Annotated in this window: 1 protein-coding gene; it reads right to left on the bottom strand. The window is 66.3% G+C overall.

What is annotated here, in order from left to right; translation table 11 throughout:
- Nucleotides 1-1448: IS21 family transposase (gene istA / locus G6034_RS19355; RefSeq protein WP_246296393.1), on the bottom strand; the 1448-nt coding region annotated here is incomplete at its 3' end.
- Between the last annotated feature and the right edge of the window lie 196 nt (nucleotides 1449-1644).

Raw genomic sequence — 1644 nt, 5'->3', positions numbered from 1 at the left:
TCCTCGTTCGCGGCGTGGGTTGTGGTGTTGGCCCGTCCGGCCTGCAGGATCGAGGAGAGGTCTCCGTGGGCGAAGCGGCCGTGGATCGCGGCGGTGCCCAGGGCCCGGTCAACATCAATGACGCCGGCGATCTTCGCCAGGGACACGGCCTCGGCCATTTTCTGGTTCATCCGTTGAGCGCCGACGGCGGCGGCTTCCTTCAGCCAGGCCACGGCTCCGCCGCCGATGGCCAGGAACTCCGCCTCGGCCCCGGTGCGGGCCCTGGGCGTGTAGTCGCCCGGGACCTTCTGAACGTGTCCGGGGAAATGCCCATCATTGATCGCGGGGCTGCCCGGCCGGGCCCGGCCGTGGCGGGCGACCTCCACCGGGCCGGCGGGTGTGTGGTGCACGATGATGACCTTCTCATCCGGGCCGGTGCCGTGGGAACGGACAAAGACCTTCTGCCCCAGCAGGTGGGACGGGACGGAATACATGGCGTTGTTGAACGTGACCATGGGCGTGTTCGGCGGCACGGTCCGTGCCAGGCCGAAGGAGACCGTGTGGGCGTCATCCGGGACGCGGTGCAGGCGCGGCGCCTCCTCGGTGAGCATCACGGCCGGTTTGCGCCTGGTGCTGCGGTGCTCACGGGCATTGATGAAGGCCATGAACTCCCCGCACGCGGCCTCCAACTCGGCGAAGGAGCCATACTGCTCGCGCAGGTTTGTGTCCTTGGGGACGATGTCGGCCTTGGCGACCCGCACCGCGTTCTCCACCCCGCCCTTGCTGGCCGGGTCAGCCGGTTGGCACGTCAGCACCGTCACCCCGTAATAGCGGGCGAAATCCACGGTCTGCTGGTTCCTCACCGGCACCCCGGCCACGTGCGAAACCGTCACTGTCTTTTCATTGTCCGTCAGGACGTAAACAGGTGCGCCCCCAATCAGGCGGAAGGAGCGGTCCAGGGCCGCGAACACGCTCGGCGCCGTCCGGTCCCGCAGAGCGATCACGATCCGGAACCGGGACCAGGCCAGCCACGCGACGAACAAGACCGTCTTCACCCCGTCAATGCTCGGGCCGTCGCCGAAGTCATATTGCAGCCATTCGCCAGGACTCGTGACCCAGGGCCGGTGCACGCGCACCCGCCCGAGCTTCCATTCGGCCTTGACCTGGGCCACCGCGCGGCGGGTGGAACGCTCCGAGCCCTCGTAGCCCATGCCCACCAGCGTCTGGTGGGTGACATCGGCCCGGATCCGGCCCCGCGTCTTTTCCACGAGCTGCTCGATCTTGGGCAGGTACTCGTCGGTGACCTTGTCCCGGGCCACGGGCTCCGCCACGGGCCTGCCGGCCGTGCGGGCCGCAACGTGCTTGGCCACCGTGTGGTGCGAGCAGCCCGCCAGGACTGCTGCGGCGCGAAACGACTTCGTCACGTCGTATGCTTCAAGAATTTCCATGATTTCTCCGTCAGACTTCATACAGAGCCTCTTCCTGGTGTGGTTTGGTGCGTTTAGACACCGACATCAAACCCCAGGAAGGGGCTCCCACCGATAAGAACACGGCGAGACTAGTAAAAAGAGTGGGCAGATCTCATGGCCACCAATGGGCATTCTTGCTGGCCATCAGTGGGCAGTTTCGTGGCCGCCTATGGGCAGTTTTTCATGGCCGCTAACA

The sequence above is a fragment of the Arthrobacter wenxiniae genome (assembly GCF_013376105.1).
Taxonomy (GTDB): domain Bacteria; phylum Actinomycetota; class Actinomycetes; order Actinomycetales; family Micrococcaceae; genus Specibacter; species Specibacter wenxiniae.
The sequence above is the reverse complement of the archived record's forward strand: the minus strand, read 5'-3'. Positions and strand labels throughout refer to the sequence as shown.